This window comes from Pseudomonas sp. PB120 (assembly GCF_009761815.1).
Classification (GTDB): domain Bacteria; phylum Pseudomonadota; class Gammaproteobacteria; order Pseudomonadales; family Pseudomonadaceae; genus Aquipseudomonas.
The window spans coordinates 57534-75872 of the sequence record NZ_RWIN01000111.1; the positions used below are offsets into that span (position 1 = coordinate 57534).

The 18339-nt window shown below is 59.3% G+C and carries 19 protein-coding genes; 7 read left to right on the plus strand and 12 right to left on the minus strand.

Annotated elements, in window-relative coordinates:
• Nucleotides 1-193: 193 nt before the first annotated feature.
• A complete protein-coding gene (locus EJA72_RS20285; RefSeq protein ID WP_157713151.1) occupies nt 194-985 on the minus strand; it encodes a phosphate/phosphite/phosphonate ABC transporter substrate-binding protein in 792 nt (263 codons plus the stop codon).
• A gap of 134 nt (nt 986-1119) precedes the next feature.
• Nucleotides 1120-2061, minus strand: a complete 942-nt coding sequence (locus EJA72_RS20290; RefSeq protein WP_157713152.1) for a fatty acid desaturase — start codon at nt 2059-2061, stop codon at nt 1120-1122.
• A 339-nt stretch (nt 2062-2400) separates the two neighbouring features.
• On the opposite strand from EJA72_RS20290, the gene EJA72_RS20295 reads away from it, so the two are divergent.
• Together EJA72_RS20295 and EJA72_RS20300 are read left to right on the plus strand one after the other, a co-directional pair.
• Nucleotides 2401-2838 (plus strand): GNAT family N-acetyltransferase, encoded by a 438-nt coding sequence (locus EJA72_RS20295; protein WP_157713153.1) that lies wholly within the window; start codon nt 2401-2403, stop codon nt 2836-2838.
• A gap of 60 nt (nt 2839-2898) precedes the next feature.
• Entirely contained in the window at nt 2899-3720 is an 822-nt protein-coding gene (locus EJA72_RS20300) for a class I SAM-dependent methyltransferase (protein ID WP_157713154.1), read from the plus strand.
• 68 nt (nt 3721-3788) lie between these two features.
• On the opposite strand, the gene def is transcribed toward EJA72_RS20300, so the two are convergent.
• From def to EJA72_RS20315, 3 genes are all read right to left on the minus strand, one after another.
• Entirely contained in the window at nt 3789-4328 is a 540-nt protein-coding gene (gene def, locus EJA72_RS20305) for a peptide deformylase (protein WP_157713155.1), read from the minus strand.
• On the minus strand, nt 4328-5281 hold the full coding sequence (locus EJA72_RS20310) for a YihY/virulence factor BrkB family protein (protein ID WP_157713156.1): 954 nt from the start codon (nt 5279-5281) through the stop codon (nt 4328-4330). The genes def and EJA72_RS20310 overlap by 1 nt, the downstream gene beginning before the upstream one ends.
• Before the next feature lie 171 nt (nt 5282-5452).
• Entirely contained in the window at nt 5453-5644 is a 192-nt protein-coding gene (locus EJA72_RS20315; protein WP_003227408.1) for a CsbD family protein, read from the minus strand.
• Between the two features lie 200 nt (nt 5645-5844).
• Between EJA72_RS20315 and EJA72_RS20320 the strand changes: the two genes are divergently transcribed.
• Complete coding sequence (locus EJA72_RS20320; protein ID WP_157713157.1) at nt 5845-6222, plus strand: hypothetical protein; 378 nt, start codon at nt 5845-5847, stop codon at nt 6220-6222.
• Between the two features lie 223 nt (nt 6223-6445).
• Here EJA72_RS20320 and fadD1 read toward each other — a convergent pair whose 3' ends face one another.
• Nucleotides 6446-8146, minus strand: coding sequence for a long-chain-fatty-acid--CoA ligase FadD1 (fadD1, locus tag EJA72_RS20325; RefSeq protein ID WP_157713158.1), 1701 nt, complete (start codon nt 8144-8146; stop codon nt 6446-6448).
• Nucleotides 8147-8523: 377 nt separating this feature from the next.
• Complete coding sequence (gene fadD2 / locus EJA72_RS20330; RefSeq protein ID WP_157713159.1) at nt 8524-10212, minus strand: long-chain-fatty-acid--CoA ligase FadD2; 1689 nt, start codon at nt 10210-10212, stop codon at nt 8524-8526.
• Between the two features lie 224 nt (nt 10213-10436).
• Between fadD2 and EJA72_RS20335 the strand changes: the two genes are divergently transcribed.
• Both EJA72_RS20335 and EJA72_RS20340 read left to right on the plus strand, forming a co-directional pair.
• Nucleotides 10437-11381 carry an alpha/beta hydrolase gene (locus EJA72_RS20335; protein ID WP_157713160.1) on the plus strand — a complete coding sequence of 315 codons (945 nt, stop codon included), beginning with the start codon at nt 10437-10439 and terminating at the stop codon, nt 11379-11381.
• 40 nt (nt 11382-11421) lie between these two features.
• Nucleotides 11422-11892, plus strand: coding sequence for a MaoC family dehydratase (locus EJA72_RS20340; RefSeq protein ID WP_008151121.1), 471 nt, complete (start codon nt 11422-11424; stop codon nt 11890-11892).
• Between the two features lie 153 nt (nt 11893-12045).
• Here EJA72_RS20340 and EJA72_RS20345 read toward each other — a convergent pair whose 3' ends face one another.
• The 4 genes from EJA72_RS20345 to EJA72_RS20360 all read right to left on the minus strand — a co-directional run bounded on the left by EJA72_RS20345 (nt 12046) and on the right by EJA72_RS20360 (nt 15726).
• On the minus strand, nt 12046-12909 hold the full coding sequence (locus tag EJA72_RS20345) for an HlyD family secretion protein (protein WP_157713161.1): 864 nt from the start codon (nt 12907-12909) through the stop codon (nt 12046-12048).
• A gap of 11 nt (nt 12910-12920) precedes the next feature.
• Nucleotides 12921-13127 carry a DUF1656 domain-containing protein gene (locus tag EJA72_RS20350; RefSeq protein WP_157713162.1) on the minus strand — a complete coding sequence of 69 codons (207 nt, stop codon included), beginning with the start codon at nt 13125-13127 and terminating at the stop codon, nt 12921-12923.
• Nucleotides 13114-15102 carry an FUSC family protein gene (locus EJA72_RS20355; protein WP_178129485.1) on the minus strand — a complete coding sequence of 663 codons (1989 nt, stop codon included), beginning with the start codon at nt 15100-15102 and terminating at the stop codon, nt 13114-13116. Before EJA72_RS20355 ends, EJA72_RS20350 begins: the two co-directional genes overlap by 14 nt.
• 156 nt (nt 15103-15258) lie before the next feature.
• On the minus strand, nt 15259-15726 hold the full coding sequence (locus tag EJA72_RS20360; protein WP_157713163.1) for a PA2169 family four-helix-bundle protein: 468 nt from the start codon (nt 15724-15726) through the stop codon (nt 15259-15261).
• A 204-nt stretch (nt 15727-15930) separates the two neighbouring features.
• On the opposite strand from EJA72_RS20360, the gene EJA72_RS20365 reads away from it, so the two are divergent.
• A complete protein-coding gene (locus EJA72_RS20365) occupies nt 15931-16167 on the plus strand; it encodes a DUF3820 family protein (RefSeq protein ID WP_003213031.1) in 237 nt (78 codons plus the stop codon).
• A 17-nt stretch (nt 16168-16184) separates the two neighbouring features.
• The gene (locus tag EJA72_RS20370; RefSeq protein WP_157713164.1) at nt 16185-17366 is read left to right on the plus strand and encodes an aminotransferase class V-fold PLP-dependent enzyme; all 1182 of its coding nucleotides are present in this window, start codon (nt 16185-16187) and stop codon (nt 17364-17366) included.
• Nucleotides 17367-17368: 2 nt separating this feature from the next.
• Here EJA72_RS20370 and EJA72_RS20375 read toward each other — a convergent pair whose 3' ends face one another.
• Nucleotides 17369-18094 carry an intradiol ring-cleavage dioxygenase gene (locus EJA72_RS20375; RefSeq protein WP_157713165.1) on the minus strand — a complete coding sequence of 242 codons (726 nt, stop codon included), beginning with the start codon at nt 18092-18094 and terminating at the stop codon, nt 17369-17371.
• Nucleotides 18095-18339: the final 245 nt, after the last annotated feature.

The window sequence follows — 18339 nt, forward strand, 5'->3', positions numbered from 1 at the left end:
GCGAATCCTAGCAAGGAGCCTTATTCCTTAATAAGACTTAAAAAGCATTTTTATATTCCATTTTTGAATTTAGCGTGAGGCATGCAATCGCCTTCGCGGGCAAGCCTTGCTCCTACAATGTTTGGTGTTGATCCCCATTTCGTGATCGACACAAAACCCTGTGGGAGCGGGCTTGCCCGCGAAAAATCTACAGTCAACGCAACCGCCCGAACCCCAACGCTTCAGCTTCCTGCTGATATTCGAGAATGATCTGATAGTCACCCTCGCCGGCCGACAACACCTCGTGCAAACCAAGAACTTCAGCGACATCGGGCAACGCCCGCAGCGTCTCGTTCATCACCCGTCGAAGCAACTCAACCTGTTCATCGCTGGCCGTCGCAACGGTGATGAAAGGCAACGTCGGACTGAACGCAGACCGAACCACCACCCTCAACCCCGCCACTTCTTCTGCGGCATGTCGAGCCAGGTAGGCGTAAGTGACGCTGTCGATGGCCGCGAGGTCGGCCTTGTTTTCCCGCAGCCAGCGCAGGCTTTCGCGATGACTGCCGCTGATACCGACACCGGCGAAGAACCGCCCGTCGAGATGCAACGGCGCCAATCGCTGGCGCAGCAGGTTCATGCCACTGTTGGAATCTTCGCCATTGATCACCCCGCGACTACCGCGAAAGGCGAGCAGCGTCTGGCGTGGATCATCGGCGCGACTCAGCAGCAGGCTGCAATGATGGCCGCCGGTGCTGTCGGGCAGTTCATAGCGAGGTCGGCCGACCACCCGAACCTTGCCGCGTAAAGCGGTCATCAGCGGATAGCCGCAGGTTTGGGTCAGCAGCAAATCCTCGGACAGCCACAGGTCCATCAGCGAAAGGCCTTCGGCGTCGCGGCGAGTGGCGCCCAGCTGCTCGAGGATGCGCGTCAACCAGCGTTCGTTGGCCTGGCGAATAGGTTCGGGGGCGACGTACATCAGTAATTCTGCGAGGTGTTGAGCCATCGAAAACTCCCAAACAACACTAGCCCCCTGTAGGAGTGAGCCTGCTCGCGATAGCGGTTTTCCTGCCGCCATCAATGGTGAAGACATACCGCTATCGCGAGCAGGCTCGCTCCCACAAGGGATCGTATTAACAATTAGAGGAAGGGGTGTTTCGGGCTGTCAATCGCCCTCACCCCGTTCTCGAACCACAACTGGCCATAACCCTGCACCAGAAACCCGCCGCTGCGCGCCAGCCATTGCTCGCGGCGCGCGTGGTAGGCGCGGGGCAAGTCGTACCAGGGCAGGCTTGGCAAGTCGTGGTGCACCAGGTGCAGATTGAGGTTCAGAAACAGCCAGCACCACGGCCAGGCCGCTTCGTTGAGCACGGTGCGTTGCTCGGGCTGCGCATGGGGCCGGTGTTCATAGTAGGAGCGAATCATCGCGATCGAAAGCGCCGGCACACTGATGAGCAACAGGTAATGCCAGACCGGCAGCACGCTGTGGCGAGCGATGACAAACAGCATCAGCACCGTCAACGCGCCATGGCTCAGCCACATCAACCAGGCCTGTCGATCTGCCGATTTCAGACGCCGCAGTTCTTCGCGCGCCAGTCCCACCAGGGCCAGCGGCGCACCGATGAGGAAGCGCCCAAGCACGGTTTTGTTCAGCCAGTGCAGGCCTTGTTCGAACAGCGAACTGCCCTGCCACTGTTCGGCGCTCAGGTAACGGCTTTCCGGATCGATGCCGGGGAGCGTCAGGTCTTCATCGCGGTGATGCAGCAAATGGCTGTCGCGGTAGAGGGTGTAGGGATACCAGACGGCGAATGGCGCATAGCCGAGGATTTTGTTCAGCGTGGTCCAGCGGGTGGGATGCCCGTGCAGCAATTCGTGCTGCACCGATAACCAGAGCACCACCAGCGGAATCAACAGCACCGTGCTCCAGCCAATGCCCAGCCACGCGCTGTTCAACACGATGCTGAACCAGCCGACATACACGCCGACCAGCAACAACCAGGTCGGCCACTCGGTGCGCGCGGTCAGGCGTCGACGCAGGGTTTCGATTTCTTCTCGATGGGCAGTATCGAAGTAATGGGGCATGGCGTTGCTCAGATCGGGAACCAGTCCCCCTCTGTGCAATAGCGCCGGGAAATCTTGCAGATTATTTTGCCTGTTTCGTCAGGCGTGCAGCGGGAGCCCGAAGGCCGGGCTCCCTTGTCGCGGGATCAGTGACCGAACACATCCACCTTCTTGGCCTTCTTGTCCGCGCGCTTTTCATCGGCGGTTTTGGCCGGTTTTTTCTTCGCTGCTTTCTTTGAATCCATGCCTTTGGCCATGATACGTACTCCACTCATACGGGATGTGAGATCAGGTATACACCTATCCCCGCGCCCGCGTTCTTTTATAATCGCCCGCTTTGCATACCGACAGCCCACGACCATGCCCGACACCCAGTACACCCTGCTCGCCGAGCCTTTGTGGCCCTTGATGAACAAGTTTTATCGCGCCCACCAGTCTTCGATGAAAGCGGTTCGCGACGCTCAACTGTGGGTCGCACGCCGCGATGACATCGTGGGCGCGCTGTGTCTGCGACCGGTGTCTGGCGGGCATTGGTTGACCGGTCTGTTCGTTGATCCGGCGTGTCGCGAACAAGGGGTCGCGGCAGCGTTGATTGCCGAAGCGGTGAAAGGTCTGGAACATCCGGTCTGGCTGTTCTGCCACCCTGACTTGCGCGGTTTTTATGAGCGTCGCGGGTTTACCTTCGACCCGGCGATGCCTTACGCCATGATCGAGCGCCTGAGCCGTTATGCCCGCAGCAAACCGATGATCGCCATGGGCTTAGAACCGTTGGTGAGGTCGACCGCCGATAATGTGTGATCGGCCGCTGATAGCTGCGTGCTAGCCTCGGAGTCGACTTCGACTTCTCAGGAATGCTGCATGAAACCTGCTCTTCTGGCTTTGACGCTTACCGCTCTGCTGGCCCCTGCCGTGAGTCAGGCTGCCGAATCCCAATCAGTGTCCGCCGAGCAATACGCCCAGGTGCTGAAAGGCACCTGGCGTGCACCGGAGAACGTGGCGCGCGACGGCTACCGTCATCCGCAACCGACGCTGCAATTCTTTGGTCTGGGGCCGAAACAGACCGTGGTGGAAATCACGCCGGGCAACGGCTGGTACAGCGAATTGCTGGCGCCGCTGCTCAAGGAACAGGGCCAGTATGTGGCCGCAGTTCAAGCGCCGACGGTGAGCGATTACGCGCGCAAGAACGAGGAAAAGCTGAAGGCCAAATTCGCCGCCGCTCCCGCGCAATACGCCAAGGCGCACGTGCTGGAGTTCGACCCGAAAAACCCGGTGTTCGGCACACCGGGCTCGGCAGACACCGTGCTGACCTTCCGCAACGTGCACAACTGGGTGCTGGCGGACACGGCACCGCTGACGTTCAAGGCATTTTTCGACGTGCTGAAACCGGGTGGCGTGCTGGGCGTGGTCGATCACCGGGCCAAGGATGGCGCGTCGCTGGACGACATCAAGCACAGCGGCTACCTGACCACCGATTACGTGGTGAAGCTGGCGACCGATGCGGGGTTCAAGCTTGAGGAGAAAAGCGAGATCAATGCCAACCCGAAGGACACCAAGGATTACCCGGAAGGCGTCTGGACCTTGCCGCCGGCGTTGACGTTGGGGGAGAAGGATCGCGCGAAGTATGTGGCGATCGGGGAGTCGGACCGGATGACGTTGCGGTTTGTTAAACCAACCAAGTGAATAGAGATCCTTTGTAGGAGCGAGCTTGCTCGCTCCTACAGGGTTTTGTGGTGGGTTTTGGAGCCGGGTCAATCGTCAGCGTTTGGATCGAGATCCGGGAACATCACTTCTGTGAACCCGAATTTGCTGAAGTCGGTAATCCGCGACGGGTACAACCGGCCGATCAGGTGATCGCATTCGTGCTGCACCACCCGCGCATGAAACCCTGAGGCAATGCGCATAATGGGCTCGCCCTTGGGGTCGAACCCTTCGTAGCGAATCTGCTGGTAACGCTGCACGGCACCGCGCAGGCCCGGCACCGACAGGCACCCTTCAAACCCCTCTTCCAGCACCGGGCTCAACGGCGTGATCAACGGGTTGATCAGAATCGTCTGCGGCACCGCTTCCGCATCCGGATAGCGCTCGCTGTGCTCGAAACCGAAGATCACCAGTTGCAGGTCTACGCCGATCTGCGGGGCCGCCAGGCCTACCCCACCGACGCTTTCCATGGTCTGGAACATGTCGTCGATCAGTTGCCACAACGCCGGGCTGTCGAACATCTCTGCCGGCACCGGCGGAGCGATGCGCAGCAGGCGTTCATCGCCCATTTTCAGGATTTCACGGATCATTAGATGACTTCGTCAGTGGGTGGCTTGATCGAGTGATCCCGTCCCAAGCCAGAAACATGTTGTTTGTGTTCGTGATCGTGCTCGCCGGGGACTTTTTCGCCAGGGTCTTTGCCCTCGGTGGACATGTGCTCGATCACGGCATTCATTTCCGCGCCGAGCAACAACACGGCGGCAGAAATATAAAAATACAGTAACAGCACGATGATCGCGCCGATACTGCCATACATGGCGTTGTAGTTGGCGAAGGTCTTGACGTAAAACGCGAAGCCCAACGACGCGATAATCCACACCACCACGGCCAGCACCGAGCCGGGGGTGATGAAGCGAAATTCCTGTTTGACGTCGGGCATGACGTAATAGATCAGCGCCACCGCAATCATCATCAGGATCACGATGACCGGCCAGCGCGCGATGGTCCAGACCGTGACGATGAAATCTTCAAGCCCCACCTGCGCGGCGATCCAGCCCATCACCTGCGGCCCCAGCACCATCAGCGCGGCGGCGATCAGCAACATCCCGGCGATGCCAACGGTGTAGAAAATCGACAGCGGGAAACGCTTCCACAGCGGGCGGCCTTCGACCACGTCGTAGGCGGCGTTCATCGCGCTCATCATCAACCGCACGCCGGCCGAGGCCGTGTACAGGGCGATGACGATACCCACCGACAGCAAGCCGCCCTTGGATTGCTGGAGCTGGTCGATCACCGGGTTCACCTGCTCCAGCGCCTGGGGTGGCAGGACCAGTTCCGATTGCAGGCGCAACCAGGAAAAGAAGTCCGGCAGGTGCAGAAAACCGATCAGGGCGATGAGGAACAGAATGAAGGGAAACAGCGAGAACAACATCTGATAGGCCAGCGCCGAGGCATAGGTCGACATCTCGTCGTCGACGAACTCGGTCACCGTGCGCACCATCACACGGTGGATGGGCAGGCCTTTCATGTCCGGGAAAATCATGAGCGTCTCCTTTCGCCGCAAAAGGGTTGAAGTCGTAGCGACTCAGGGGCCGTTTTTCTACATCAAGGTAGCCCACTTGGCGAGTTTGAAACAATTTCCTCGCTCAAGTTCAGGCTGACACAAAAACGGCCATCCGCGGATGGCCGTTCCTGTGTCTCATCAAAGGCCGGATCAAGCCTTGTCGACGCCTTTCTTGATCGCGTCCTTGGCTTTGCCGACAGCTTGTTGCGCTTCGCCTTTCTTTTCCTGCACTTTGCCTTCGGCTTGCAGTTTGGTGTTGTCAGTCGCCTTGCCGACGCCTTGCTTGACGTTGCCGACGGCTTCGTTGGCCATGCCTTTTACTTTATCGCCAGTGCTGCTCATGGTGTTTCTCCTGTGAACAAATCAATGAGAAAAGTCGTTACACAAGGATTGACCGGGGGCGTTTGCAGGGAGTTTCATTTATTTTCAGCAGGGCATTTCATCGATCCCGGCAGGTTGGGCTTTATGTTTGCCGAGCAACCCCCGAGAATGCGCAACGTATTCAGGCCTTGGCGCTGAAGATCCAATCCCGTAGGAATGTTATGAAACTCGATAAAAAGCAGGCCATTGCCCGCAGAAACCAGGAACTCGGCGGTGCTGTGCTTGGCGTCAACAACTGCCATTTCACCGAATTGAACCGCAACCGCAACATCTGGTGGTTCGATATCCCGGTGGCCCGTCTGGCCGTTGGTCAGTACGAGTGGGTGCACTTGCTGATGCACACCCCGGACACCGATCAACTGTTGCACCTGAAAGTGCCGACAGTGTTCCTGCGCGAGAAGCTCGAAGGCCTGGTGGTGCGCAACGAAGGCAAGCGCAAAGCGGCGCTGAGCCTGGAGCTGAGCGCCGACAAGGACTCCTTCCTGCAGGACATGCGCCCGGCGGGCACCAACGTCAACTTCGCGCCGTTTCGCCAATAAAGAAGTACACGAACCCCTGTGGCGAGGGAGCTTGCTCCCGCTGGGCTGCGGAGCGGCCCCAAATCAGTCGCTACGGTCGTTCTGATGTTTCTACGTTATCGGGATAACGACTGCTTCGCAGCCGAGCGGGACGGTGCGGCGATCCGACAAGCTCCCTCGCCACAAAAGCTCTGCGCCTGACACACCAACAAAAAGCCCCGCATCTGCGGGGCTTTTTGTTGGATTACGCGGTGGTTTTCTTCGCGTTGATCTTCTTCAGCTCTTCATCACGCAATTCCCGACGCAGGATCTTACCCACGTTGGTCGTCGGCAACGCATCGCGGAACTCAACGGAACGCGGCACCTTGTAGCCCGTGACGTTGGCACGCATATGCTCCATCACTTGTTCTTTGGTCAGGGTCACGCCCGGTTTGGCGACAATAAAGATCTTGATCGCCTCACCCGACTTCTCGTCCGGTATGCCGATGGCTGCGCATTGCAGCACGCCCGGCAGGGTCGCGAGCACGTCTTCGAGTTCGTTCGGGTACACGTTGAAACCGGACACCAGGATCATGTCTTTCTTGCGATCAACAATGCGCATGTAGCCATCGGCCTGGATCAACGCGATGTCACCGGTCTTCAACCAGCCTTCGCTGTCGAGAATTTCATCGGTGGCTTCCTGACGCTGCCAGTAGCCCTTCATGACCTGCGGACCTTTCACGCACAGCTCGCCGATACTGCCCAACGGTTGTTCAACGCCAGCATCGTCGACGACTTTGCACAAGGTCGACGGCACCGGAATACCGATGGTACCGACCTGGATATTCTGGATCGGGTTCACGGTGGCCACCGGGCTGGTTTCGGTCATGCCGTAACCTTCGCAGATGGCGCAACCGGTGACCGCTTTCCAGCGTTCGGCCGCCGCCAGCTGCAGGGCCATGCCGCCGGACAGGGTGACTTTCAGCGCCGAGAAATCCAGCTGGCGGAACCCTTCGTTGTTGCACAGGGCGACAAACAGGGTGTTGAGGCCGACGAAGCCGCTGAACTTCCACTTCGACAGTTCCTTGACCATCGCCGGCAAGTCGCGCGGGTTGCTGATCAGGATGTTGTGGTTGCCGATCAGCATCATCGCCATGCAATGAAAGGTGAACGCATAGATGTGGTACAGCGGCAGCGGCGTAATCAGGATTTCGCAGCCCTCGTTGAGGTTGGAACCCATCAGCGCCTTGCATTGCAGCATGTTGGCCACGAGGTTGCGGTGGGTCAGCATTGCCCCCTTGGCCACGCCGGTGGTGCCGCCGGTGTATTGCAGCACGGCAACGTCGCTGCTGGCCGGGTTGGCTTCCGCCACGGGCTGGCCGTGACCTTTGCTCAACACGTCGTTGAACTTGATGGCTTTGGGCAAGTGATACGCCGGGACCATCTTCTTCACGTACTTGATGACGCTGTTGACCAGCAGGCGCTTGAGCGGTGGCAGCAGGTCGGCCACTTCAGTGACGATGACGTGTTTGACGCCGGTTTTCGGCACGACCGCCTGGGCCAGATGAGCCATGTTGGCCAGGCAAACCAGCGCTTTGGCACCGGAGTCGTTGAATTGGTGTTCCATTTCCCGCGCGGTGTACAGCGGGTTGGTATTGACCACGATCAGCCCGGCGCGGATAGCACCGAAGACGGCGACCGGGTACTGCAACACGTTGGGCAATTGCACGGCGATTCGATCGCCCGGCTGCAAGTCGGTATGCTGTTGCAGGTAAGCGGCAAAAGCGCCCGACAATTCGTACAGTTCACCGTAGGTGAGTGTCTTGCCCAGGTTGCTGAATGCCGGCTTGTCGGCGAAGCGCTGGCAGGACTGCTTCAACACTGCCTGAATATTCGGGTACTCGTCTGGGTTGATGTCGGCAGCAATCCCAGCTGGGTACTTATCCTTCCAAAAGTCTTCAATCATGGAAGCCCACTCCTCAGCAACGCGAATTCAATACCGCATTTGATGCGATTATTATTGGTGTTTGATTATTGGTGAGTCTGGCTTTTTTACGAAGGCCGAGAAGTCACAAAGCGCGCCGAGAGTAGCAGCTTTGAATTGGGTCGACTAGAGCCAAAAGCGGCCTCTACGGTCACAATTGTGACTCAAGACGATCAGCGGGTCATTTTAGAGCAAAAAACCTATATGTCGCTGAAAGCCCCGTAAATCGGGGCTTCTAAATAACTGTAGGAGCGAGCTTGCTCGCGAAAAACGCCCCGACAACGCGCTCATCCAGACAGGGCGCGTTATCGTTTACGTCCATCGCGAGCAAGCTCGCTCCTGCAGTGAAACGCGACCGATTACGCGATATCGCGCAACTCCCGCCGCAGAATCTTGCCCACCGGCGTCATCGGCAACGATTCACGCAACACAATGTGCTTGGGGACTTTGTACGCCGTGAAGTTTTCCTTGCAGTAGGCCTTCAGCTCTTCAAGGCTGACCCCCGACTCGCGGGCCACCACGAACAACTTCACCGCCTCGCCCGAACGCTCGTCCGGCACGCCGATCACCGCGCAGTTGGCGACTTTCGGGTGAGCCATCACCACGTCTTCGATCTCGTTCGGGTACACGTTGAAACCCGAGACAATGATCATGTCCTTCTTGCGGTCGACGATGCGCACAAAGCCGTCCGGGTCGATCACCGCGATGTCGCCAGACTTGAACCAGCCCTCGGCGTCCAGCACTTCAGCGGTCGCTTCGGGTTTCTGCCAGTAGCCCTTCATGATCTGCGGGCCCTTGATGCACAGCTCGCCACGTTCGCCCAGCGGTTGCTCGATGCCTTCGTCATTGATGACTTTCAACGTAGTGCCCGGCACCGGCAGGCCGACGGTGCCGATCCGCGATTGGTCGCCATACGGGTTGGTGCAGGCCACCGGCGAGGTTTCGGTCAGGCCGTAGCCTTCGGTGATGCGGCAACCGGTGAGTTTTTCCCAACGCTCGGCGGTGGCCTTGACCAGTGCAGTGCCGCCCGAGTTGGTGAGCTTGAGGCTGGAAAAATCCAGGGTCTTGAAGTCCGGATGGTCCATCAGCGCGACAAACAGCGTGTTGAGCCCCAGCAAGGCCGAGAAACGCCAGTTCTTCAGCTCTTTGATGAAGTTGCCGATGTCTCGCGGGTTGGTGATCAGCACGTTGTGGTTGCCAGTCACCATCATGCACATGCAATTCGCGGTGAATGCATAGATGTGGTACAGCGGCAGCGGCGCGATCATCACCTCCTGCCCTTCACGCAACAGCGGCTGGCCGTCGCGGCCGAACTGCCCGAGGCAGGCCCGCGCTTGCTGCATGTTGGCCACCAGGTTGCCGTGGGTCAGCATTGCGCCCTTGGCCAGGCCGGTGGTGCCACCGGTGTATTGCAGCACTGCGACGTCGTTCAGCCCGACCTTCAGCGGCTTGATGCCCAGGCCCCGGCCCAGACGCAGCGCACTCTTGAAGGAAATGGCCTGGGGCAACGAATACGCCGGCACCATTTTCTTGACCTTGCTCACCAGGGTATTGACCAGCCAGCCCTTGGCGGTGGGCATCAGGTCGCCCATTCGCGCTTCGATCAGGTACTGGATGTCGGTGTCGGCCAGCACTTCCTGGACCTTGGCCCCGAACACATTCAGGTACACCAGCGCCCGGGCACCGGAATCCTTGAATTGATGACGCATCTCCCGCGCGGTGTACAGCGGGTTGGTGTTGACCACGATCAGCCCGGCGCGCAACGCGCCAAACACGGCAATCGGGTAATGCAGGACGTTGGGCATCTGCACCGCGATGCGATCCCCCGGCACCAGATCGGTGTGAGCTTGCAGGTAGCCGGCGAACGCCAGGCTGTAGCGCTCCAGTTCGGCGTAGGTCAGGGTTACGCCCATGTTGCTGAAGGCGGGGCGGTCCGCAAATTTCTTGCAGGAACGTTCGAACACCTCGATCACCGACTTGTAGGCCCCAAGGTCGATATCCAGGGGCACGCCGGCCGGGCGTTTGTCATTCCAGAAATCAGGTTGCATTGTTCTTGTCCTCTTTACCTGAACCTATCCGGGGCCGCTTTCTGTCACTTCTGAAAAAGCGGAGCTTCACGGACACTAGCAGCTATGGCGAATCAGGCAAATACGGCCAACAGCGTCATTGATCGTGTGAATCTTCCTGCCGTGGCGTGGCCTGATCAGACGTCCGTGACGGGATGCGCTATACAATGCAACCAGCCCGTGCCCCTGCATGCAAAGGAATCGCCATGATCCACGACACTTTCTGGCTGACCGCGAGTGACCGCAGCCGCCTTTTCGTCAACCAGTGGCTGCCGGCCACACCCTTAAAAGCTGTCATCCTGCTGGCCCATGGCATGGCCGAGCACAGCGGTCGCTACACCCGCCTGGCCGAAAAGCTCTGCGAACATGGCTACGGCGTCTACGCACCGGACCTGCGCGGACATGGCAAAACTGCCGAAAACGGGACACTGGGGCATTTCGCCGACGAAGACGGTTGGTGCAAGGTGGTCGGCGACCTGGCGAGCCTGAACCAGCACATCGGCCAACAACATCCCGGCGCACCGATTGTGCTGTTGGGCCACAGCATGGGCAGCTACATTGCCCAGGCCTACCTGCTGCATCACAGCGCCAGCCTGCAGGGGGCGGTACTCAGCGGTTCAAACTTCCAGCCCATTGCGCTTTATCGTGCGGCGCGGCAAATCGCCCGTCTGGAAAAGCTGCGCCAAGGTCCCAAGGGCCGCAGTGCGCTGATCGAATGGCTGTCGTTCGGCTCGTTCAACAACACATTCAAACCTGCGCGCACCCGCTTCGACTGGCTCAGTCGCGACCCGGCGGAGGTCGACCTGTACGCCAACGACCCGCTCTGCGGCTTTCGCTGCACCAATCAACTGTGGATCGATTTGCTCGGCGGGTTGCAGCAAATCAGCAAAGCGTCCAATCTCGCCCAGATCGATCCGGGCCTGCCGCTGTTGGTGATTGGCGGCGAATGTGATCCGGTGAGTGAAGGCAAGCGTCTGAAAGATCTGGCCGACGCATTGCGCGAGGCTGGCAGCCGCCACCTGCAACTGACGGTTTACCCACAGGCGCGGCACGAACTGTTCAACGAGAGCAATCGCGATGAAGTGATTGCCGACGTGTTGAACTGGATCGCCCAGGCACTGAGCACTGGCCGGCCACACCGAGCCGAATAGTTTTCTTGTATTTTTTTATTCGTGACAGGAATCGAGACACATGACCCAGGTTACCAACACCCCGTACGAAGCCCTCGAAGTCGGCCAGACCGCCAGTTACAGCAAGACGGTCGAAGAGCGCGACATTCAGTTGTTCGCCGCGATGTCCGGCGATCACAACCCGGTGCACCTGGACGCCGAATTCGCTGCCGGCACCATGTTCAAGGAGCGCATTGCGCACGGCATGTTCAGCGGCGCGCTGATCAGTGCGGCCGTGGCCTGCGAATTGCCTGGCCCGGGCACTATCTATATCGGTCAGCAGATGAGCTTTCAGAAGCCGGTGAAGATTGGCGACACCCTGACCGTGCGCCTGGAGATTCTCGAAAAACTGCCGAAGTTCCGAGTGCGCATCGCCACCCGAGTGTTTAACCAGCGCGATGAGTTGGTGGTGGATGGCGAAGCGGAAATCCTGGCACCGCGCAAGCAGCAGACCGTAACGTTGCCGACACTGCCGGCAATCAGTATCGGCTGATCCACCGGTTTGGGAGGGCGCGCGTACTTGTGGCGAGGGAGCTTGCTCCCGCTGGGGTGCGAAGCGCCCCCATCTGAGGCACCTCAATTTACCTGATCAAGCGCAGCCGAGCGGGAGCAAGCTCCCTCGCCACAATGAGCTAGGCGTTACAGATTACTGCGTGCCCTCCTGCACCTGCACACTCGCCGTCATCCCCGAACTCAGATTCATCCCTTCCGGCACCTTGTCCAGTTTGATCCGCACCGGAATCCGCTGCGCCAGCCTCACCCAGTTGAACGTCGGTTCGACCTCCGCCAACAACTGCCCGTCCGGCGTGGTATTGCGATCGGTAATCCCTCGGCTGATGCTTTCCACATGCCCTTCCAGCGCCTCGCCCGCGCTCATCAGCCAAACCTTCACCGGATCGCCAACGCGAATCCGCGGCAGTTTGGTTTCCTCGAAATACGCCTGCACATAGAACGTCGAATCATCAATCAACGCCATCACCGATTGCCCGGCATTCACGTAGTTGCCTTCGGCCAGACGCAGGTTGGTGATGTGGCCGTTGCGCGGTGCATGCACCTGGCTGCGGGCCAGGTTGAGTTCCGCAACTTTCTCCTCGGCCTGGGCTTCGCGCAGCTCGCCACGGGCAATGCCGGCGTTGATTTGCGCGTTCTCCCGCAATTCGGCACTGATTGCTTGCGGCCCCAAGGCAGCGCGGCGACTGGCTTCGCGTTCACGCAGGTTGAGTTGCTGCTGGCGGGTTTGCACCACGGCCTGAGCCTTCTCCAGCGCCGCTTCGAAGCGGTCACGGTCGATACTCAGCAGCAAATCACCGGCCTTGACCGGCTGGTTATCGAACGCCTTGAGCTCTCGCACCCAACCCGAGACATCCGGGGCGATGACCACCACGTCGGCGCGAATGCGTGCGTCACGCGTCCAGGGCGTGAGCATGTAGTACTGCCACAAATGAAAACCGGCAAAAATCGCCACGACCACCAGGCACAGCGTGACCGCTACACGTACGGATGTACGCATGTTCAACTCCTTTATAAAGGTCCGAGGACGACGGTGATCAGGGTCAATACACAGACGTACAAGGCACAATCGAATAGTGCTTCGTGCCAGATCCACCGACCGGCAGGCGTCAGGCGCAACAGCAGGCGCAAGCCGGCGGTGACCAGCAGCGCCAGCAGCACATAAATCAGAAACGGACTGAGCAGCACTCCGCCCACCGACCACTCACGCAAGCCCATGGCTTTGCTCCTGTTGACGACACCAGGCACGCCAGCTGTTCTGCAATTGCAGCACGGCGCCCTGGGCCAGTTTCACGGCATCGCTGGGCGGCAATGCATACAAGGTGTTCAAGAATGCTTCGCTGGGTTGTTCCAGTGCATCGGCGTTGTGGCCGGCCGGGCCTTGCCCGAGGACCTTTTCCAGTTGCTCGAGGTAACGCCGTTGCGGCGCACTGACTGGCACCTGCGCCACTGCCAGGCTCAAGCGCAAATGCAATAACTCGTCGCCAATGTCCAGGCCAAGCAAGCCGTCATCCCAGCGACTGCGCGCCGGTTCCGGCAGCTCCGGATAATGCCGCGCCAGTTGCAGCAAACGGTCAGCCATTCGCCCGCCAAACCAACTCTCGGCACCGCGCAGATTGCGTCGGGTCAGGCGCACCAGATCGTCGAGGGTTGCGGCCAGCAAACGGCGGCCGTGCCATGCCGGGTTGCGCAGGATCAGCAAATGGAACGCCAGCACGGCGGCGCCGACCCCGATCAGCATGGCCTGTGCGCTGTTGAAGAAATTGGCGACATCGAACTTCATGGTGTTGAGCGGTGCAACCAACACAATGAAGTGCAGACAGAATGACGTGGCCGTGGCGCCTATTTGCGGCTTGGCCATGCCCAGCGCTCCAAAGAACAGCGGCACCCCCATCCCCATGCACAGCATGGCAAAGCCGCTCCATTGCGGCAGCAAAATCTGCCCGACGATAAACGCCGAAGGGATCGCCAGCAGGATGCCGCGCAGAAAACTCATGCCGATCTGCGCACCGTTTTCGCGGCTGGCAAACAGGCTGCACACCACGCACGTCAGCACCAGCGCCCCCGAAGCGGCCGGCCATGCCGTCGCCAGCCAGAAACACGAGACCACCAAAAACGCCAAGGCACTGCGTGTTCCAAAGACCAGCGCCAATGACAGATCGCGGTGGGGTGTCAGGGTTCGCGGCGGGTCTACGGCTTCCTTGCCCTCCTCGACCGCGTGCATCGCCACGGTCGCCGCCAGGGCGGTATCGAGCAGCAAGGTGAAGCGTGCCAGGCAATAAGTTTGTGCCGAGCTGATGTGCGGATCGTGGGAAGCGTCGAGCAACCTCGGGCGCAAGGCTTGCAACGTCGCCATCTCGGAACCGGCGAGCGCCTGCTGCACTTCGGTCATCCAGTGCAACAGTTGCTCGGCTTCCCGGGGCTCCAACTGCTTCCACTGACGACGCACCGAACGCGCGACGCGCAGCAACATCAACAGCTTCTGGCTCAAGCCGCTGATGGCGCGCGCCCGTTGGCGACCCAGGCTGCCTTCAAACCAGGCGTGCTCGCGCTGGGCATCCACCGCGACGATTCTGCCGAGGATTTCCAACAGGCCTCGACGCGCCTGTCCATCGCCGGCCAAGGTCGCACGCGCGGCATTCACGCCACTTTGCCAGGCCGCTCGTGCTTGATCCGCCAGTTGCCGCTCGACCCGCATCGGCCAGAGCAACGCACTGGCGGCCGTCGCGCAGAGAATGCCCAGGCAGATTTCCGTACAGCGAGCCACTGCTTGATCAAACACCGTCAGCGGATGAGTAATGGCCGGCAACGCGATGATCGCCACCGTGTAACCGGCCAGCACAAAGGAATAGGACCAGGCACTGCGCAGCAAAGTCGAACTGGCGGTGCACAGCCCGAGCCACAAGGCCAATGCCAGCAAGAACAACCACGGCGTTTGGGCGAACAAGCCCATGAACACCACCGACATGATTGTCCCGATCAGCGTACCCAACAACCGTGCCAGCCCCTTCTGCACCACCATCCCTGACAACGGCTGAGCAACGATAAAGGCCGTCATCAACGCCCACGCCGGTTGCTCCAGGCCCCAACGTAACGCCAGCCACAGCGCCAGGCCGCCGCCGATCAACGTCTTGATGGCGAACTGGATGGCGCGGCGGTCAGGCGCAAACAAAGCCTGCAAAGTGATAGGCACGTAACGCTCTCTTGAAGGGATAATTTAACGATAGTTGCAATCGTGGAAGTCGCTTGAAATCAAATTATTAGCGGGCTATCTATCACCCGTCCAGCGCTAAAAACCGGGCACAAAAAAACGCCAGACTGGCTGGCGTTTTTGACAGGCTTTGCGCGCTTACGAGCGTGCGCGAGCCTGGTTACGCAGGGCTTTTACCTGATCATGATTACGTTGCACGCCGTGATACTGGCGTTCAACCAGGTCACGAATGCCCACCAGGTTATGTTTGTTGATTTTCTCGATGGCGTCCTTGTAAGCCTTGAGTGCATGATCCTCACCACGTTCGGCTTCGTTCAGGACAGCTTCTTCGTCCTTGCCGGTGAAGACGGCTTTAACATCGACCCAACGACGGTGCAGGTCACCGCTGACACTGGTCGACGTTTCAGGATCGCCGCCCATCGAACGCACAGCGCTCTGCAATTCAGCCGCTGCGGTCGCGCAATCGGCAGAACGCTTGATGAACAGGGTTTTCAGTTCTGGGTGTTTGATGTCTTCAGCGCAAGTCTTAAACCCTTCCTGACCGTCCTTGCTGGTTTCAATCAGGTCGTTGAGTACAGAAATCGCTTCTTTATTGAGGTCGGTCATTTTTCAATTCCTTGCGGGCTGATGAAAGATGCAATAACTATTGCAGCCTGCATGCCAGCTTCGAATTTAAGTTTTAATCGTTATTTTTCAATCACTTAATTTTAAAAGCAAAATCTGTATCCGCTTTTTTTGCATGATCTGTCATTTGGCCTGCATGCAGAATGCCTGTATTTTCCAGACTGTTTGAATCAAGACGACTGATCGATGAACCCTGAAAAGCTCGAACTGCTGATTACCCGCGAAATGCCCTTCGGCAAATACAAGGGCCGCATCATTGCGGACTTGCCTGGCCCGTACCTGAACTGGTTCGCCCGGGAAGGTTTTCCCCATGGCGAACTCGGCGGCTTGCTGGCGTTGATGCAGGAAATCGACCACAACGGATTGTCGGAATTACTCGAACCGCTGCGCGCCAAACATGGCAAACCCGCCCCCCGCCATTGAGCCTGACCGAGTAGCCCATGCCCGATAACACCCTGCGCGCCCGTGACGAACTATTTTGGCAGACCTTTGCCGACCGCTATGCCGTCGAGCCCGGCCCGATCAACCTGGAAAACGGCTACTTCGGGCGCATGTCGCGCACGGTGGTCGAGGAATACCAGCACAACATCGAACTCATCAACCGTAGCAACTCGGTGCACGTACGCCAGCGGTTCGAACAGAGCGAAAGCCTGCAGATACGCGCACAACTGGCCGAGCTGATCAGCATGCCCGCCGAAACGGTCGCCCTCACCCGCAACGCCACAGAGGGTTTGCAATCGCTGATCCGCAACTACAACCTGCTCAAGCCAGGCGACCAGGTGCTGATCTGCGACCTGGAGTACGACACGGTCAAAGGCGCCATGCGCTGGCTGGCACACCATCGCGGTGTCGAATTGATCGAGATTGAACACGCCCACCCCGCCAGTTTCGACAGTTTGCTGGCCACTTACCGCGAAGCGTTCGAGCGTTATCCAAAGCTCAAACTGATGGCCCTGACCCATGTCACTCACCGCACCGGTCTGGTGATGCCGGTGAAAGCGATTGCCGCTGCCGCGAGGGAGCACGGCATCGACGTGATCCTCGACGGTGCCCATGCACTGGGCCAACTCGAGTTCAACCTTGATGACCTGGGCATCGCGTTCGCGGGCTATAACCTGCATAAATGGATCGGCGCGCCGCTGACCCTGGGCTTCATCTACATCGCCCCGCATCGCCTGGCCGATATCGACCCGGACATGGGCGAAATGCACTTTCCGCTCACCGACATCCGGGCTCGCACCTCGTACAGCACGCCGAATATCCCGGCACTGCGCACCCTGCCACTGGTACTCGAAGAACATCACGCGATGGGCGGTGCCGCCGCCAAGGGTGCACGGCTCAACTACCTGCGCAACCTGTGGGTGAGCGCGGTGCGGGACCTGCCAGGAATCGATGTCATGACCCCGGATGACCCGCGCCTTTATTGCTGCATCACCTCGCTGCGTTTCACCCGGCATGATGATCAGCAGTTGATGGTCGAGCGGCTGCTCAACGAGTACAACCTGTTTACCGTGATGCGCAGTGGTGCCGCCTCCGGACCGTGCATCCGCATCACCCCAGGGCTGACCACGACGGCAGCAGATATCGAATTGCTGACCCGGGCGCTGACCGAACTGCGCTGACCTCACACGGTGTACTTGTCGAAGTCCTCCGGTTTGATCTGCGAAGAAGCGGCAAACGTGTCGATGCCGATGGTCATGTGCCCGAAGAAGCCGTCTTCTTTCGAATCTCGCCCGATGGGGTAAATGTTCAAGGTCGACGCTGCGCCACCCATGGCGCCATAGATAAAGTCCTGGTCGTTGGTCAGCGCGGCGATGCCGCGCCCCCTGTATTCCCGGTTGTTGAGCACCGACCTTGACGCCACTTCCGGAAAATACAGTTGGCCGACCCAGGCAACGTGTCGCTCATCGAGGAAATTGTTACCGGCGGTGATGCGCACGGCGACGTGAATGTGCAGGGCGCGGCCCGCATAGAACCCTGGATAGATCGTGGTAAACCGCACGATGCCCTTCCGGTCCGTGAATTGGCCGCCACGCAGGTAGGTATCGTCGTCGGTGCGCGGGATCGCGCCAATGTCACCGACGTCGACCTCCTTGTCCGGATTGACCTTGCTCCAGCCCGAATATGCGCCCCGCGCGTTGCAGTGCCAGATATCGACGATTGCACCGTTGACCGGCTCACCGGTCATTGCGTCGACGATGGTCAGGCGCAGGACCAAGGGAATGCCATCCAGGCCTTCGCTGATGTTTCGCCTGATCAGTTTCGGGTTTCGAAAATACGGGCCGGCGATCTGTTCGGGTGACAGCAGGTAAGCCGGTGATGCGGGTACAACGAGGGGGGTGTCGTCCATGACGTTCTCTCTTCCATAAGATGAACGCAGGGTAACGCCGCAAGAGTGGCGAGGTGCGGTAACTATGTATCGCAGGATGTCCTGTCTCTGCGATCAAAGATTAATGTGTGGCGAGGGAGCTTGCTCCCGCTGGGTTGCGCAGCGCCCCCTTATCAGGGCCACTTCGTGGCCCAACGGGAGCAAGCTCCCTCGCCACAGATTCAGTGCCGGCCTTTCACGGGCAAAAAAAAACGGTGCACCGACCA

Coding starts and splice junctions, on each gene's coding strand:
- EJA72_RS20285 (WP_157713151.1), bottom strand. CDS start 985: ATGGCTCAACACCTCGCAGAATTACTGATGTACGTCGCCCCCGAACCT.
- EJA72_RS20290 (WP_157713152.1), bottom strand. CDS start 2,061: ATGCCCCATTACTTCGATACTGCCCATCGAGAAGAAATCGAAACCCTG.
- EJA72_RS20295 (WP_157713153.1), top strand. CDS start 2,401: ATGCCCGACACCCAGTACACCCTGCTCGCCGAGCCTTTGTGGCCCTTG.
- EJA72_RS20300 (WP_157713154.1), top strand. CDS start 2,899: ATGAAACCTGCTCTTCTGGCTTTGACGCTTACCGCTCTGCTGGCCCCT.
- def (WP_157713155.1), bottom strand. CDS start 4,328: ATGATCCGTGAAATCCTGAAAATGGGCGATGAACGCCTGCTGCGCATC.
- EJA72_RS20310 (WP_157713156.1), bottom strand. CDS start 5,281: ATGATTTTCCCGGACATGAAAGGCCTGCCCATCCACCGTGTGATGGTG.
- EJA72_RS20315 (WP_003227408.1), bottom strand. CDS start 5,644: ATGAGCAGCACTGGCGATAAAGTAAAAGGCATGGCCAACGAAGCCGTC.
- EJA72_RS20320 (WP_157713157.1), top strand. CDS start 5,845: ATGAAACTCGATAAAAAGCAGGCCATTGCCCGCAGAAACCAGGAACTC.
- fadD1 (WP_157713158.1), bottom strand. CDS start 8,146: ATGATTGAAGACTTTTGGAAGGATAAGTACCCAGCTGGGATTGCTGCC.
- fadD2 (WP_157713159.1), bottom strand. CDS start 10,212: ATGCAACCTGATTTCTGGAATGACAAACGCCCGGCCGGCGTGCCCCTG.
- EJA72_RS20335 (WP_157713160.1), top strand. CDS start 10,437: ATGATCCACGACACTTTCTGGCTGACCGCGAGTGACCGCAGCCGCCTT.
- EJA72_RS20340 (WP_008151121.1), top strand. CDS start 11,422: ATGACCCAGGTTACCAACACCCCGTACGAAGCCCTCGAAGTCGGCCAG.
- EJA72_RS20345 (WP_157713161.1), bottom strand. CDS start 12,909: ATGCGTACATCCGTACGTGTAGCGGTCACGCTGTGCCTGGTGGTCGTG.
- EJA72_RS20350 (WP_157713162.1), bottom strand. CDS start 13,127: ATGGGCTTGCGTGAGTGGTCGGTGGGCGGAGTGCTGCTCAGTCCGTTT.
- EJA72_RS20360 (WP_157713163.1), bottom strand. CDS start 15,726: ATGACCGACCTCAATAAAGAAGCGATTTCTGTACTCAACGACCTGATT.
- EJA72_RS20365 (WP_003213031.1), top strand. CDS start 15,931: ATGAACCCTGAAAAGCTCGAACTGCTGATTACCCGCGAAATGCCCTTC.
- EJA72_RS20370 (WP_157713164.1), top strand. CDS start 16,185: ATGCCCGATAACACCCTGCGCGCCCGTGACGAACTATTTTGGCAGACC.
- EJA72_RS20375 (WP_157713165.1), bottom strand. CDS start 18,094: ATGGACGACACCCCCCTCGTTGTACCCGCATCACCGGCTTACCTGCTG.